At 48.5% G+C, this 14,813-nt stretch carries 12 protein-coding genes; 10 read left to right on the top strand and 2 right to left on the bottom strand.

Annotated features, from left to right (window positions below; all coding sequences use genetic code 11):
• Positions 1–18: 18 nt before the first annotated feature.
• From AC51G0_RS12745 to AC51G0_RS12730, 4 genes are read left to right on the top strand one after another with little or no spacing between them, the layout of a single operon-like run.
• Positions 19–1,248 carry an ABC transporter permease gene (locus tag AC51G0_RS12745; RefSeq protein ID WP_496298896.1) on the top strand — a complete coding sequence of 410 codons (1,230 nt, stop codon included), beginning with the start codon at positions 19–21 and terminating at the stop codon, positions 1,246–1,248.
• Positions 1,238–2,455: an ABC transporter permease gene (locus tag AC51G0_RS12740; protein WP_496298895.1), complete on the top strand. Its 1,218-nt coding sequence runs from the start codon at positions 1,238–1,240 to the stop codon at positions 2,453–2,455. The genes AC51G0_RS12745 and AC51G0_RS12740 overlap by 11 nt, the downstream gene beginning before the upstream one ends.
• Positions 2,456–2,457: 2 nt before the next feature.
• Positions 2,458–3,141, top strand: a complete 684-nt coding sequence (locus AC51G0_RS12735) for an ABC transporter ATP-binding protein (RefSeq protein WP_496298894.1) — start codon at positions 2,458–2,460, stop codon at positions 3,139–3,141.
• A gap of 41 nt (positions 3,142–3,182) precedes the next feature.
• Positions 3,183–4,304, top strand: coding sequence for a hypothetical protein (locus AC51G0_RS12730; RefSeq protein WP_496301939.1), 1,122 nt, complete (start codon positions 3,183–3,185; stop codon positions 4,302–4,304).
• 112 nt (positions 4,305–4,416) lie between these two features.
• Here AC51G0_RS12730 and AC51G0_RS12725 read toward each other — a convergent pair whose 3' ends face one another.
• On the bottom strand, positions 4,417–5,583 hold the full coding sequence (locus AC51G0_RS12725; RefSeq protein ID WP_496298892.1) for a Card1-like endonuclease domain-containing protein: 1,167 nt from the start codon (positions 5,581–5,583) through the stop codon (positions 4,417–4,419).
• A gap of 392 nt (positions 5,584–5,975) precedes the next feature.
• Here AC51G0_RS12725 and treR point away from each other — a divergent pair, with 392 nt between their 5' ends.
• From treR to AC51G0_RS12705, 4 genes are all read left to right on the top strand, one after another.
• Positions 5,976–6,920 carry a trehalose operon repressor TreR gene (gene treR / locus AC51G0_RS12720; protein WP_496298891.1) on the top strand — a complete coding sequence of 315 codons (945 nt, stop codon included), beginning with the start codon at positions 5,976–5,978 and terminating at the stop codon, positions 6,918–6,920.
• Between the two features lie 197 nt (positions 6,921–7,117).
• Positions 7,118–8,548 (top strand): PTS trehalose transporter subunit IIBC, encoded by a 1,431-nt coding sequence (gene treB / locus AC51G0_RS12715; RefSeq protein ID WP_496298889.1) that lies wholly within the window; start codon positions 7,118–7,120, stop codon positions 8,546–8,548.
• A 72-nt stretch (positions 8,549–8,620) separates the two neighbouring features.
• Entirely contained in the window at positions 8,621–10,297 is a 1,677-nt protein-coding gene (gene treC, locus AC51G0_RS12710) for an alpha,alpha-phosphotrehalase (RefSeq protein ID WP_496298888.1), read from the top strand.
• A gap of 29 nt (positions 10,298–10,326) precedes the next feature.
• Positions 10,327–10,956 carry a DUF1349 domain-containing protein gene (locus AC51G0_RS12705; protein ID WP_496298887.1) on the top strand — a complete coding sequence of 210 codons (630 nt, stop codon included), beginning with the start codon at positions 10,327–10,329 and terminating at the stop codon, positions 10,954–10,956.
• A gap of 66 nt (positions 10,957–11,022) precedes the next feature.
• Here the strand turns inward: AC51G0_RS12705 and AC51G0_RS12700 are convergent, their stop codons facing one another.
• The gene (locus AC51G0_RS12700; protein ID WP_496298885.1) at positions 11,023–11,661 is read right to left on the bottom strand and encodes a LysE family translocator; all 639 of its coding nucleotides are present in this window, start codon (positions 11,659–11,661) and stop codon (positions 11,023–11,025) included.
• A 332-nt stretch (positions 11,662–11,993) separates the two neighbouring features.
• Here AC51G0_RS12700 and AC51G0_RS12695 point away from each other — a divergent pair, with 332 nt between their 5' ends.
• On the top strand, positions 11,994–12,602 hold the full coding sequence (locus AC51G0_RS12695) for a DUF1449 domain-containing protein (protein ID WP_496298883.1): 609 nt from the start codon (positions 11,994–11,996) through the stop codon (positions 12,600–12,602).
• Positions 12,603–12,700: 98 nt separating this feature from the next.
• Complete coding sequence (locus AC51G0_RS12690) at positions 12,701–14,794, top strand: flotillin family protein (protein ID WP_496298882.1); 2,094 nt, start codon at positions 12,701–12,703, stop codon at positions 14,792–14,794.
• Positions 14,795–14,813 lie beyond the last annotated feature (19 nt).

Here is a 14,813-nt window from a genome sequence, read left to right as displayed (position 1 = left end):
CGTAGAACAGGAGCCTTTATGTTAGTGAAACTAGCTTGGCGGAATCTATGGCGACAGAAGCGTCGAACAATCCTGACAGCTTCTGCATTGGCATTAGCACTGGCGTTGTCGCTGTTTATGCGCTGCCTGCAAGAGGGGAGCTATGCCAACAATATTGAGAATGCCGCCCGTTTTTATACCGGGCTGATACAAATACAGCACCCTGAATTCTCTGATAGCCAGAGCATTGATGATTTGCTGCCAGCGAGCAGCCAATTTATTGCTGCGGCCCAAAATCACCCGAATATCGAACGTAGCTTGCCGAGGGTAGAATCTTTTGCGTTGGCAGCCGCTGGCGATAAGTCGAAAGGGGTGATGGTGATGGGGGTACTTCCCGAGCTAGAAAACGACTATTCGGGAATAGCCGCTAAGCTGAGCGCAGGAGAATTCTTGAACGCTGGTGATCGGCAGGTGTTGATCGGTGAAGGCCTGGCGCGTTATCTGGATCTGCACGTTGGGGATGAAATCATTCTCTATGGCCAGGGTTACCGTGGCCAGACTGCAGCAGGTCTGTACCCAATCAAGGGGATATTGGATTTCCCGATGCCCCAGCTTGATAATCAGCTGGTGTATATGCCATTGGCACTTGCACAGATCTTATACAGTACCGAGCAGCAAGTGACAGCCTGGGTGCTGCATACCCGTACCTTGTCTGAACTACCGCAAACCGTTGCCGAGCTCAGCGCGGACTATACAGGGCAGACCAATGTTCGTGACTGGCAAGATCTCTCACCAGAGATGGCGCAGCAAATCCTGATGGATAAAGCTGGTGGTATTATCATGATGTACCTGCTCTATGGAGTGGTGGGATTTGGCCTGTTTGCCACCTTATTGATGATGACCCTTGAGCGTCAACGTGAGTTTGGTGTCATGTTGGCAACCGGGTTATTGCGAAAGAGGCTGATTGTATTGATCAGCATTGAATCTCTTTTCATCGCGCTGCTTGGTGTCGTTATTGGGCTGATTATTGCCGTGCCGATTTTGATCTGGTTTTACTTCAATCCAATAGTGCTAACAGGCGAAACCGCGGAGATGATCCTGGAAATGGGATGGGATCCCGTTCTGCCTGTCTTGCTAGAGCCTTGGTTGTTTATCAACCAGATTGTGATCGTGCTGGGCCTATTGTTTCTTTGCATGATATACCCGATGTGGCGTGTCTATCGGCTGGATTTAGTCAGGGCACTGAAAGGAGGTGGGCATGCTGGTTAAATTGGCCTGGCGCAATTTATGGCGCAATAAATTACGAACCAGCATCATGCTCAGTGCCATGGTCTTCGGCCTGATGGGGGTTGTTAGCATGATGGGATTTATGACTGGCATGTATGGCAGCATGATTGATAACGCCATTGCCTGGCAGACCAGCCATATTCAGGTTCACAACACGCGTTATCTTACCAATCCCGACATTAATTCCACCATTGTTGATTCAAAGAAACTGAACGCACTGCTTGAGCAATTGCCACAAGTCAAAGCCTGGTCTGCCCGGTTTGTTGCCGACGGGATGGTGGCTTCGGCGCGTAGTGCCCGCGGGGTAAGGATCAATGGCATTGATTTGGAATCGGAAGCTTCAGTGACGCCGTTAGCGACCAGCATCAAGCAAGGTGAATGGTTATCACTGGAGGGACGCAATCCTGTTTTGCTCTCAAGCAAAACGGCTGAGCGGCTACGGCTGCGAGTTGGCTCCAAAGTGGTGCTGACTTTTACCAATGCCAGCGGTGATGTGACTGGCGCGGCATTTCGTGTTCGCGGGATCTTCAAAACGCCCTCGTCTGGCTTTGACGAGGCGAATGTCTTTGTTCGCCGTGGTGACTTAATGACATTAGCAGGTATCAAGGGCAGTCATGAAATAGCGATACTGCTTGATGATGATGATGCGGCATTTTCACTGCGCCAGGCTCTCCAAACGCAGGTAGCGGAGCAAAATACAGTAAGGGACTGGCAGCAGGTCCAACCGATGCTCGCTTCTATCATCAAACAAATGGGTCCTAGCAATGCGATCATGCTAGGGATTTTTGTCCTCGCACTAGGCTTTGGGATCGTCAATATCATGCTGATGTCGGTGTTCGAGCGTACCCGGGAGTTCGGGGTATTGATGGCGGTTGGTATGCAAAAGCACAGGATCTTTCTTCTGATCATGCTAGAGACGGCTTGGCTTGGGATCACCGGTGCATTGCTAGGACTATTAAGCAGCTTGGGGTTAATGCAGCTGCTTCAGCATACCGGGGTCCCGCTAGGCAAGGTGGCTGAAGGGTTAGGGGCGTTCGGTGTTGATACAACGTTGTACCCGGAGGTCTCTGTGACTGATTACCAGATGATTTTTATCACAGTAGTGGCTGCCAGTATTTTGGCTGCACTGTATCCGGCGCGGCAGATTTTGAAGCAGCGCCCTGTTGATGCAATGGCGGAGAAACATTGAGCATGACCATCCAAACCAACCAGCTATGTAAAACGTATAATCCTGATTCAGATTTTCCGGTTCATGCGGTGAAAAGTCTTGATCTGATGATTGAACAAGGAGAGTTTGTGGCCGTGATGGGGCCGTCGGGTTCTGGTAAGACGACATTACTCAATATGCTTGGTGGTATCGATCAGCCAACTTCGGGCGAGGTACGTATTGATGACTGTGATATCTGCGAGTTGAAAGAAAAAGAGCTAATCGCCTTTCGCCGCGATCATATTGGTTTCATTTTCCAAGATTACAGCTTGTTGCCGGTACTGACCGCGTTGGAAAATGTCGAGTTTGTGATGCAGCTTCAAGGTCATAGCGAGCAAGCGTGTCGGCAGCGAGCCAGTGAGCTGCTGGCCCAGGTTGGCCTATCCGATCAGCAGCATAAGATCCCAGCCAAGCTTTCAGGCGGCCAGCAGCAACGGGTAGCGGTGGCTCGGGCATTAGCGCCAAGACCAAGGTTTGTGATGGCTGATGAACCGACTGCCAATTTAGATGCGCAAAGCACCGCAGAGCTGCTTGATATCATGCAGCAACTGAATGAGAAAGAAGGCACGACGTTTATCTTTTCAACTCATGATCCTAGGGTTATCAAGAGGGCGCGGCGGGTGATTGTATTTGAGGACGGGGAGCTGAAAGAGGATCGCCGCCAGTGAAGAAATACCTAGTGGTCGCTGGTGTACTCAGTGCTTCGGTAATGGCACAGGTGCCAGGCCTAGAGCCGGAGCAAGACTGGGATTTAAATGGTTATGTGAAATACATGGCCACGGCGACCTTGCCTGATAGCCAAAGCAGCGGCTTGGATCATCTTGTTCATCAGCGGTTTAATTTTGAATATCGCTTTAACAGTGATATTCGCTTTAATGTTGGTATGCGAAATCGCCTGTTATTTGGTGATACGGCTGAGACCCCGGGGTTCGGCCAGCTGGTGGGTTTTGATCCTGGCTATATGGATTTGTCGACCAATTGGTTGGATAAGAAGGGCGTTGTCGGTACGACTCAGTTCGATCGCCTTTATCTTACCTGGCAACATGACGACTGGCAGCTGCAGACTGGGCGCTTTCGGATTAACTGGGGGATGGCGACGCTCTGGAATCCCAATGATATTTTCAACTCGTATTCTATCTATGATTTTGATTATGAAGAGCGCTCCGGCAGTGATGCAGTGATGCTTAGCCGCAAGCTGGGTTTTGCCAGCTCGGTTGATGTTGTCTATAGCCCGAGCCAAGACAGTGAGTTGGACAGCTATGCTGGCCGCTACTTCTTCAATCGTCAGGGTTGGGATGGGCAACTGCTGGTGGGTAAATCAGGCCTCGACCATGTGATAGGTGCAGGTTTTGCTGGTGATATCAAAGGAGCGGGCTTTCGCGGCGAGTTAAGCTGGTTCGATCCGGTATATGATGGCTGGAAAGGCGAGGCTCTGGAATCGTCCTCTGTTGCTAGCTTAGAAGTTGACTATAGTTTTGGCGGCAAACGTAACTGGATGGCCCGGACTGCAGTGCTACACATCTCCAACCCCCAAGACCCACAAAATGCCTTGTTGTTTCTTAATCTTCCGCTGACGGCCCGTACGTTGAGCTTCACTAACCTGAGTTGGTATGCCGATGCCGGCTTTGATGTTTCGCCACTGAGCCGTTTGATTTTTTCTGCTACTTATTACGATGACGGCTCGTTCTTTATTGGGGCGAACAATACCTATTCATTATCTGATGACTGGCAGATGCTCACCGTCATTCAGCGCTTTGACGGTAGCAGTGATAGCCTGTTCGGCCAAACGGCAAGTACGTTGCTGTACTGGCAGATAAGGTGGAGTTTTTAGGGAAGAGCATAGATACTGGTTACTAGAACCTAGAACCTAGAACCTAGAACCTAGAACCTAGAACCTAGAACCTAGTCCAGGAACCAGGATCTAGGATCCCACAACCCGCTCTTTAAGCCATATTATGGCTTTGGCCACCGGCATCCTTGAGCCAGTTATGTAGGTGGGTTTGCAATTCGCCTAGCTGATCCGGGCCGATAATTGCCAACCCTAAATCTTGCGCTCGAACTAAGTCATGATGGCGCAGCGGGCGGAAGCTGACCAGCATGGCACGTGCCTGCAGGCCGCCGAGCAGATCACGCAGTGATTCGAGTTTGTACAGGGTGTCATCACCGTCATCACGCATGCCTTTGGTTTTGCATTCAATGATATGAAGCTTGTTATTCACCACGGTGGCCACATCGAGCTCATTGCGAACTTCGCGATCCCCAATTTTACGGTATACCTGCACGCCTAATGAGTGATCCTGAATCGTCGGTAGTTCATTCTGAATAGCACGTACGGTACTGTGTACTAAGTTCTCTAGCCATTCACCGTTGGCAAAGCGGCGGGCTTCTTCGTGTTTAAACGTCAGTATACCATTTTGGTAAGTGGCAAGCCCGGTATCTTCCAGATCGGCCAGCAGCATCCCGAGCTCTTTATAGCCTTGTTGTTTTTCACTCAGCGCGACATCTAGCTTTTGTTCTTTACGGCAGGTTGTCGCCAGGTAATTGAGGGTGGCAAGCCCCGGCCCCAGTTCCAGCGCCGAACTTGCCCAGCGTTGGCCCAGTTCCCACAGTTGATCATTGAGCGCTTCCGGAACAGTCGTTTCGGGTAGCTCACTGCGGGCGCCGAAAATGGTCAAATAGTCAGTCAGCTGAATCCGGTCTTCTACCTGCTGTTGATCACGGTCAGAAGGGTATAGCCAGCACATCTCGTCACTGAAAGGTTCAATTACATAGATAGGCCAATGGTAAGTACGAAAAACCTCATAGGCGGAAAGCAGGCGGTGACGAAGGCCACAGCTGGCGTTAAACCAGACTTCTGACTGCTGCTGTTTTAGCTGTTCGGCTAACTCATTGAGCTTGCGTCGTATACAGCTAATATTAATCGAGTCTGAGATGATGAAGAATTCAGATTCAATGTTGCGTGGAACAAGAATGCTCGCCAGGCGATCATACTGCTCCTGTTGCGACTCGGTGCCAATAAAAATCATTTTATCAGCGGGAATGCCATGGTCGAGCAGAGGGGTTATCAGTCTTACTGGATCCTGATCGATAATGCCAACGTGAGTAATCATAATCATCCTTATGCTTTTACTCGTGTGGGCATATTAAAAAGGGAGAAGCAAAAGAACAGGCCAACACGACTTTTAGCAATTTATAGCTTTAATATTTATTTATGACACCAAACAAATAATGTTCAGTTTGATATCAGATATGGGGACGGAACATAACTAATTCAAGTAAATACCGTCACTGGGCTCAATTTATCCAATTCTGCTTCAGAGAATGTCTGCTTACTGTAAGTATTTGTCATTAATCACTACTTTGTCATTTTTTCGTTTTTGAACAGGTACTGGATGTTATTTGTCGCTGATAGCTGTGATTTTGAACCGGAGATGAGGAAAATGATTGAAATCCTGAGCCTGACAGTGACAATAGGGTGGATTGTATTAGCTTGTATAGATTTATGACTCAGAAGCTCACTATTTTAGATATTGCGAAATTGGCCGGGGTTGGAAAATCAACGGTTTCTCGTGTTCTCACCAATGATCCCAAAGTAAAACCTGAAACCCGTGAAAAGGTTGAGCAGGTGATCCGGGATTCTGGCTATGTGCCGTCCAAGTCAGCGCAGGCTATGCGGGGAGGCAGTGCCAAAGTGGTTGGGATCATACTTTCCCGATTGGACTCACCTTCAGAAAATAAGGCGGTGAGTGGTATTTTGGAGGTGATCTACCAGGCTGGCTATGATGCCGTGATCATGGAGAGCCAATTCAGCGCCGAGAAAACCAATGAGCACCTTGCAGTGTTGCAAAAGCGCAATGTTGATGGGGTGATTGTATTTGGTTTTTCTGATTGTGACTTAACGGTGGTTGAGTCCCTCAAGCACAAAGCGGTAGTGATTGCCGTTGATACAGATAGGATCTCGTCGGTAGGTTACGATAACCATGGCATTATCGAGTTGGCGATGAACCACTTTTTGCTGCAGGGCAAGCGGCATATTAGTTATATCGGCGTTGATCCCAGTGATAAAACAACCGGCCAGATGCGTTTGGATGCCTATAAGGCATGCTGTGAGCAGGTAGGTATTGAACCTTGCTACCAGACTGGGCAGCTTAGCCATGAAAGTGCCTATCAGCTGACAGATAGGGTGATCCTTTCTGATACCCAAGCGATCGTCTGCGCCAGTGATACCCTGGCAATGGGGGTTGCCAAGCGGCTTCAGGAGTTGGGTCGTACGGATATCCAGGTTTCCGGCGTCGGTGCAACCGATCTTCTCTCTTTTATCTTCCCTAATACCTTCAGTATTGATCCTGGTTATTTCAAGGCCGGGCATGCCTCTGCCAACTTGTTGATTAAGCAACTTACCGGCCAGCACACCATTACCCATTTAACCCAGCAGGCAAGTTTATAGCTTGCGTTCTAAAATCTTTGTATAGCTAGGGTTCAGTTTAATAATTGAACTGAATGTGTGAACTGATTCACGCAATGGGAATGTTCCCATTTAAATTTTCCGATAGCTTTGCCATTATTATCTCGAGCGATGGGAACATTCCCATTGCGGGATAACAATAACGATATTCCCTATCAAATATAAACATGGACATCGGCATGAGTAAGATTAATCGACAGCAAATCGAGCGTCTGGTGGAACTAATCGGCGGTAGTGAAAACATTGCCAGCGTTAGCCACTGTTTGACCCGACTGCGTTTTGTTCTTAGCGATACTGACAAGGCTAACGTCAAAGAAATTGAAGAAATCCCAATGGTGAAAGGGTGTTTTACCAATGCGGGTCAATTTCAGGTAGTGATCGGCACGGAAGTAGATGAGGTATATAAAGTATTAAAAGAGATGACGGGTAGTGCTGGCGCCAGTAAGGAAGAGGCAAAAGTGGCAGCTCGCCAAAATATGAGCTTGCTGGAGCGCGGAATTTCACACCTTGCCGAAATTTTTGTTCCTTTGCTACCAGCCATTATTACCGGTGGTTTGATCCTCGGTTTCCGTAATGTTATCGGCGACATTCGGATGTTTGATGGCCAGACGCTGACTGAAATCAGCCAGTTCTGGGCAACCGTGCACTCCTTCCTGTGGTTAATTGGTGAAGCAATCTTCTTCTTCCTGCCGGTTGGTGTGTGTTGGTCGACGGTGAAGAAACTGGGCGGAACGCCAATCCTGGGTATTACGCTGGGTGTGACCTTGGTATCACCACAGTTAATGAATGCCTACCTCATAGGGCAGCAGGCACCGGAGAGTTGGGACTTCGGCTTGTTCGTCATAGAAAAAGTGGGTTATCAGGCCCAGGTGATCCCGGCGATGCTGGCGGGTATTGCGCTGGCACTGATTGAGACCAACCTGAAGCGTATTATTCCAGCCTACCTATACCTGGTAATCGTACCGTTTGTGTCAATTATCCTGTCGGTCATTCTTGCCCACGCATTTATCGGTCCATTCGGTCGTATGCTTGGTGATGCCGTCGGTTACGCAGCGAAAGTTGCGATGACGGGTGACTTTGCGATTCTTGGCGCGATGGTCTTTGGTTTCTTGTACGCACCACTGGTTATCACCGGTGTTCACCACACAACCAATGCCATTGACCTTCAGCTGATGCAGGACATGGGTGGTACACCAATCTGGCCACTGATTGCACTGTCAAATATTGCTCAGGCTTCAGCAGTTGTGGGTATTATCTGGATTAGCAAGAAACACAACGAGCGTGAAATATCGGTACCTGCAGCAATTTCAGCTTACCTTGGCGTAACAGAGCCTGCGATGTACGGTATTAACCTTAAGTACAAGTTCCCAATGCTTAGCGCCATGATTGGCTCGGCCATTGCGGCAGCGATTTGTGGTAGCGCAGGGGTTATGGCAAATGGTATCGGTGTAGGTGGCCTGCCAGGCATCTTGTCTATCCAGCCTCAGTATTGGACGGTGTATCTGGTTGCAATGCTAGTGGCAATTACTGTTCCAATGGCTCTGACTCTGATTATGTACAAGCGTGCCCAGGCTAAAGGCGAAATCGAACAAGCTCCTCAAACAGCTTAATAAGCACTTCCTTGGTCGCCGGTACATACCGGCGACCTCATCAAATTTCAATAAAATATCAGGCTAGAGACGATGAAAGAGCAATTTGAATGGTGGCGTACGGCGACTATTTACCAAATTTATCCTAAGAGCTTTTGTGACAGCGGAAGTCAGGGTACGGGTGATATTCAAGGAATTATCTCAAAGCTCGATTATCTGAAAACATTGGGTGTTGATGCAATTTGGCTAACGCCAGTTTACTGTTCGCCAATGATCGATAACGGTTACGACATTTCCGACTATTACAATATCAACCCTGATTTTGGCACCATGGCAGATTTTGAACTGTTGCTGGCGCAAGCTCACCAGCGGGGGATCCGGATTGTCATGGATATCGTGGTTAACCACACATCCACCGAGCATGCTTGGTTCCAGTCTGCCTTGGGTGACAAGAACAGCCCTTACCGTGACTACTATATCTGGAAAGATCCGGTCGATGGTGGCGAGCCGACTAACTGGCAGTCGAAATTTGGTGGTAATGCCTGGGAGCTAGATGAAGCAACAGGCCAATATTACCTTCACCTGTTTGCCAAAGAGCAAGCGGACTTGAACTGGGAAAACCCAAAGGTCCGCCAGGAAGTGAAAGATGTGATCAGCTTCTGGGCAGAAAAAGGTGTCGACGGTTTCCGACTAGATGTTATCAACTTGATTTCCAAGCTGCAGGATTTTCCGAATGACTGCCTTGGTGATGGTCGCCGCTTTTATACCGATGGCCCTCGGGTTCATGACTACCTGCAGGAAATCAGCGAAGCCGTTTTTCAGAAATATGGTTCAGTCACAGTCGGCGAGATGTCATCAACGACTCTGGAACATTGCCAGCAATACTCATCACTTGATGGGAAAGAGCTGTCGATGGTATTTAACTTCCACCACCTGAAAGTGGATTATTCAAATGGCGAGAAGTGGACCAAGGCACCGTTTGATTTCCATCAGCTGAAAGAGATATTCAATCACTGGCAGCAAGGGCTTAACGGTAAAGGCTGGGGAGCATTGTTCTGGTGTAACCATGATCAGCCTCGGGTTGTTAGCCGCCTGGGTGATGACAAGCAATACCGTGTCGAGTCGGCAAAAATGCTGGCAGCATCTGTTCATATGATGCAAGGCACGCCTTATGTGTACCAAGGGGAAGAGATTGGGATGACCAACCCGGGTTACACATCAATTGAACAATACCGTGATGTCGAAAGTACCAATATGTACGACATTATGGTGAACCAGCACGAAGTGAGTGATCAGGACATGCTGGCCATTTTGGCTCAGAAGTCCCGTGATAACTCCCGAACGCCAATGCAGTGGAATGACAGCCAATATGCGGGATTCTCGGCGGGTAAACCATGGCTGGATGTGGCTGAAAATTATCCTGAGATCAATGCGGAAAAAGCGGTTGCTGACGATAGTTCGGTATTCCATTTCTACCGCCAGCTGATTGCTTTGCGTAAAGAAATTGATGTGATCACGACCGGTGACTACACCGATATGATGCCGGAGCACGATAGCCTCTTTTGCTACAAGCGCGAGTCTGAGTCCCAGGTATTGATTTGTATTAATAACTACTACGGTGAAGTGGTTGAGTGCTTTTTGCCTAAGGAGATTGCACTCGAGAAGGGCAAATATGTGTTGTCTAACTATGCAGGTGTAACCGAGCAGAGCCCGGCGCATTGTTTTACCCTGCAACCTTATGAAACCCGTGTATTACTGATTAACCGGTAATAACAGCGAGCAGTGTTGGCAGGGATTAGGTGATGAATGCTGAAGCAATGACTTGGCTTAACAAGCCAAAACACTTTTCGGTAGAGGACGGTGAGCTAACAATAGTCACCGAGCCTGAAACGGACTTCTGGCAGCGTAGCTATTGTGGCCGCCAAAATGAAAATGCCCCGGCACTGCTGGCTACTATTGATGAGAATTTCACGCTGTCGGTGAGGGTGCGCTTCGATCATAAAGCACGCTTTGATCAGGCTGGGATCGTTATCTATCTCAATAAAGATAATTGGTTCAAGGCATCGCTCGAATATGAAAATTCGTACTTGTCGAGGCTAAGTAGTGTCGTGACAAATTTTGGCTATTCCGATCGGGCGACCACAGATATAGCCTCGATCAATGAAGTTTGGTTTCGGCTCAGCCGCCGTGGCCCGGATTTCATGGTTGAATCATCATTAGATGGTAAGCACTACCAGCAGATGCGGGTGTTCCACTTGCATATGTTGGGTGAAACAACACGGGAAATGGGGCGGGTGAATCCCCCACCACCAGCCTCATTGCCGGTTAGTGTTGGTTACTATGCGTGTAGCCCTTTGGAGTCGAGTTTTGAAGCTCGGTTTGATGAAGTCCAACTGGGGCTATGCAGTTGGGCTGCCGCGAATGTATAAATATGGATAAATAAAAAGAGCGCCTTGGGCGCTCTTTTTGATTGTGTCTGTAATATCACCTGGCAGTTAAGGTGTTGGGACTTGAGATGCCAGTAACCAGATAGCAAGGACAAAGAATACCAGCCCCATGAACTTATGCTGGTTGGTTCTGAACTTTTCGTTTTTCAGCAGAGGCTGGCCTAAGCTGCCAACCATGGTAACCAGAAACAGGTTAAACAGCAGCCCGAGTACGTTTAGCAGTAATCCCAGTACCAGCATTTGTTCACCGGACGAGGCGGAAATCTGGACCGAAACAAATTGTGGCAAGAAAAGAACAAAGAAAATTAGAGCTTTAGGGTTAAGCAGGTTACTGATCACCGCACGGCGATAGAGTGTCATCGCCAGGCCTGAAGCCTTCTCAACATCCGGCGCATCTGCCGGGTTGGTGCGCATGCAATCCCAGCCCATCTTCAGCAAGTAAGCCCCACCCAGCAGGCGAAGAACTTGCAGAGCGATAGGGTTCATGGCTATCAAGGCTGAAACCCCCATAGCGGCAAGAACGGTCAATACCACTCCAGAGGTCGCATTACCTAGGCTTGCGAATACCCCTACCTTTTTGCCATAGCTCAGGCTAGAGCTGGCGATCAATAACATATCCGGCCCGGGGATCAGTAATAGGGCGATTACTGCTGTTAGGTATACCGGTAGTATGGTGAAATCTATCATGTTCAAAGTGCGGTTCAGAAAGAAGGGCTGGATTCTACCTCTAAATTCAGCTCAATTGAACATTAAACGTCAGAAAATTGGTTGATATTTCCGCATTGGCCAGCGATGGTGGTTTTTTGTACTGCTGCCGTTTGAGGGGCTGGAGGTTGAGTTAACTGAAGTTCCAATCTCAAGACGAAAGGTGTTTCGGTAGTTATTGTTTTTGTTTAAGTTTATCTGCTGTGAGCTAAACCGCAAAAAATCTGTTGCAGCAATATTCATCTTGTTGGGGGTTTGATAGTTGCATATTATGTCGTGATAGTTGGGCTCCATTTGCTGAGGTTTGTCTATTAATGTTAACTTTCATTGATGCCCTGTTGTCTTATCCAGTTGCTATTTTTTCTATTCCGTTTGGTTTGTTTTTTGGGTTGATGCTTATCGATCTGATCTTTGATTTGTCAGACGGCAGTCTTGGTGATGCTGAAGGTGTGGATTTCGATTCGGGCTGGTCGGCCAAGTTACTATTACCACCCATTGTTTCCCAGGTACCGCTACCTGTTGCACTAACGGTCAGCAGTTTTGTTGCGACGGTACTCAGCTATTACCTCCAGCAGTACTTGTTCAGCCTGCTTACTGGCACGGTCTTTTACGCTGTCACGGTGCCAGCGTTATTTGTGATTTATTACCTCTCGCTACACATCTCGGCTTTTGCCTTGAAGCCGCTTGCTCCGGTATTCAATGCCAAGAATGCGTTCGCCAAAATGAGCTATGAAGGGATGAGAGCAAGTGTCAGGAGCAACCAGGTTTCCTCGAGTCATGGTGAAGTTGTTATCCATCAGGGTGGCAATGAAATTCAGCTAGATGCCTATATTGAAGGGGAGGATGAGGTTCAGTATGGCGATGATGTTGTCATTGTCTCGAAGCATCCGGACCTAGAAAAATACCTAGTCGCCAAGATTTAATTTCTCTTGTCTTTAGCCTACCGAATATAGAGTTAACCTGATTTAGCAGGTTAGCTCTGAACCTTATTATTTTATTGAGTTTACAAAGGAGTTGTACGATGGTTTTGTCTCCGAGCATGATATTTATTCTTGCTGGTATTGGAATCGCTTTGGTGATTTTACTGTTCCTAACCGCACGCTATCGCAAAGTCCGCAATGAAGGTGAAGCCTTAATTATTAACGGAGTTGATCGTACCCGCGCATCTCTTACCGGTACGTTTGTCTGGCCGATTGTCAATCGCGCGGAGTACATGGATATTACCCGGAAGAAAATTTCGGTGATCCGCAGCGGGCGAAAAGATCAGGAAGGTGAAGAGTATGAAGGCTTGCATTGCAAAGACAATATTCGGGCCGATCTCAAAGTAGATTTCTATATCGGAGTTAACCATGAAGAAGATGACATTGTTCGAGTGGCTAAACTATTCACTACCCTCGGTGCATCTAACCCTGAACGGTTGAAAGATCATTTCCAGCCTAAGTTTTCCGAGGCATTGAAGACAGCGGTCAAGCAATTTGGGTTTGAAGAGCTGCTGACTAACCGTCGTGCTTTTCGAGATGCGGTTGTCGCGGTGATCGGCAGTGAAATGGATGGCTTCAAAATTTATGATGTGGTGATCGACAAGGTGGATCAGACCGCATTGGAAGCCCATGATCCTAATAACATTCTGGATGTTGAAGGGATCCGCAAGATCTCATCAATCACGTCGGTAAAAAATACCGAAACCAATGCGATCCGCCAGGATGAGCAGACCTCGATCAAAAAGAAAAATGTCGAAGCGGAAGCGAACCGCCTTCAGCTTGATAAGCAAGAAAAAGAGAGTATCGCCCGTACCCAGCGCGAAGTGGATATCATTAAGGCCCAGGAACATGCGCTGGCCGAAGAGAAGCGCCAGGAGTATGAACGTATTACTCGCTTAGCTCAGCTAGAAACTGAAGAAGAAGTGTCGAAGAAAAAAGAAACGGTCGACATGGAAGTAGAGATGACCCGCATCGCCAACCAGCGCCAGGTTGCGATTCAGCAGGAAGAGCTAAGCCGGGCCGTTGAAACAGAAAAAGTACGGACGGCGACAGAAGTCGCGCAAAAGGAAATGGACAAAGAAACGACCGTTGAAGAGGCGTTGAAGTCTGTGGCGGAAACCCGTTCCCAGCGTGTTGAAATTGAGCGCAAGATCGCTCGTGAGGAAGAAGAAACCGAGAACCTGCGTGCTACCGAGCAGGTTAACCGCCAGAAGAAAGTCCGGATGGTTGAGGCCGAAGCGGAAGCGGAAGCCAAGCAGCTTGAACTGTTGGTGGCTGCGAAGGCAGAGAAAGAAGCCGCCAAAGAGAAAGCCGATAAGCTACTGATTGAAAATGATGCGGAGATTAAGGTCCGTACCCGAGATGCCGAGAATGAGCTGGCAGTGAAGACGCGTATCGCAGAAGCTGAATATGCCGTGCAGACCAAACAGGCGGAAGCTGAGTTCGTCAAGCAAGATCGCGAGGCTGCGGCAAAAGAACGTATGGCGCAAGCTGAGAAAGAGGAAATCAGTGCGACAGGCCTGGCTGAGGTTGAAGTTGAGCGTGAACGTGCTGTTGCTATCAAGGAAACTGGTGAAGCCGAAGCCTTTGCTCTGCAATCAGCCGGTGAGGCGGAAGCAGGAGCACTGCGTGCTAAAGGCTTGGCAGAAGCCGAAGCCCAAACAGCCCGTTTTGAGGCTGCTCGCCAGTACGACGATCAGACTCGCGAACACGATAAGTGGGTGATGCAGCTGCAGCAGCAGAAAGAGCTGGAGATCGCCCGTATTACGGCGCAGCAGGAAGTATCGTCTGAGAGTGCGAAAGCTTTGGCTCAGGCACTGGCCGCAGCCGATATCAAGCTGTTCGGTGGCGAAGGTATGGAACAAATTCGTCGTACCGTGATTGATTCGGCGGCTCTGGATAATCGCTTCACTGAATCTGAAGTGCTCTCGCCGTTGGTGAGCGAGTACATGAATGGCAATCGCAGCCTGCCACAGGACTTGAAGGACATCCTTGAAAACACGGAACTCAAATCTAATGATATCAGCAATATAGCGATTGCTAATTTGTTGAATTCGGCCAAGAGCCCATCTGATTTGATTTCAACGCTGAAAGAGAAATTATCAGGTGATGCGGATAGCTCACTGGATAGTTAACTGACAGGTATACCCCTTA

The sequence above is a fragment of the Photobacterium sp. HL06 genome (assembly GCF_059552575.1).
The sequence above is the reverse complement of the archived record's forward strand: the minus strand, read 5'-3'. Positions and strand labels throughout refer to the sequence as shown.

What these genes read in the sequence shown, in the direction of transcription:
- AC51G0_RS12745 (WP_496298896.1), top strand. Translation starts at nt 19, where the DNA reads ATGTTAGTGAAACTAGCTTGGCGGAATCTATGGCGACAGAAGCGTCGA.
- AC51G0_RS12695 (WP_496298883.1), top strand. Translation starts at nt 11,994, where the DNA reads ATGTTAACTTTCATTGATGCCCTGTTGTCTTATCCAGTTGCTATTTTT.
- AC51G0_RS12730 (WP_496301939.1), top strand. Translation starts at nt 3,183, where the DNA reads ATGGCACAGGTGCCAGGCCTAGAGCCGGAGCAAGACTGGGATTTAAAT.
- AC51G0_RS12735 (WP_496298894.1), top strand. Translation starts at nt 2,458, where the DNA reads ATGACCATCCAAACCAACCAGCTATGTAAAACGTATAATCCTGATTCA.
- treB (WP_496298889.1), top strand. Translation starts at nt 7,118, where the DNA reads ATGAGTAAGATTAATCGACAGCAAATCGAGCGTCTGGTGGAACTAATC.
- AC51G0_RS12690 (WP_496298882.1), top strand. Translation starts at nt 12,701, where the DNA reads ATGGTTTTGTCTCCGAGCATGATATTTATTCTTGCTGGTATTGGAATC.
- treC (WP_496298888.1), top strand. Translation starts at nt 8,621, where the DNA reads ATGAAAGAGCAATTTGAATGGTGGCGTACGGCGACTATTTACCAAATT.
- AC51G0_RS12740 (WP_496298895.1), top strand. Translation starts at nt 1,238, where the DNA reads ATGCTGGTTAAATTGGCCTGGCGCAATTTATGGCGCAATAAATTACGA.
- AC51G0_RS12700 (WP_496298885.1), bottom strand. Translation starts at nt 11,661, where the DNA reads ATGATAGATTTCACCATACTACCGGTATACCTAACAGCAGTAATCGCC.
- AC51G0_RS12725 (WP_496298892.1), bottom strand. Translation starts at nt 5,583, where the DNA reads ATGATTACTCACGTTGGCATTATCGATCAGGATCCAGTAAGACTGATA.
- treR (WP_496298891.1), top strand. Translation starts at nt 5,976, where the DNA reads ATGACTCAGAAGCTCACTATTTTAGATATTGCGAAATTGGCCGGGGTT.